The organism is Undibacterium sp. Ji22W, from assembly GCF_049340305.1.
GTDB lineage: Bacteria > Pseudomonadota > Gammaproteobacteria > Burkholderiales > Burkholderiaceae_D > Undibacterium.
The window spans coordinates 1-351 of the sequence record NZ_JBMPOU010000018.1; the positions used below are offsets into that span (position 1 = coordinate 1).

Genomic DNA, 351 nt, shown 5'->3' on the forward strand with positions numbered 1-351 from the left:
ATGTCGGCGTATAAATAATATTCAGGCCGCTGATATTTGCCGTGCCGTGCGATGGAGCGCTGGCCAAACTTAAATTAGTGACGGTCCCGTTGACACTTGCTGGGATAGCGTTATTTGCGCTGTCTTGCAATACGCTGGCACGCAGTGCATTGGCCACTGGCGCGACGCCACTCACGGTGATGTTGATCGTCCCCACATTGGACACACCATACGTATTGCTTGCAGTGAATTGCAGACTGTCGGCGCCGACATAGCCAGGCGCGGGTGTGTAGATGACATTCAGTCCGCTGACACTCGCACTGCCATGCGCAGGTGCACCTACCAGTGTGATGCTATTCGCACTTCCAGTGA

Annotated in this window: 1 protein-coding gene; it reads right to left on the minus strand. The window is 54.4% G+C overall.

Features of this window, described 5'->3' with window-relative positions; all coding sequences use genetic code 11:
- The coding region (locus ACO0KW_RS20400) for an Ig-like domain-containing protein (protein ID WP_423055177.1) at nucleotides 1-351 on the minus strand (351 nt) is incomplete at both ends.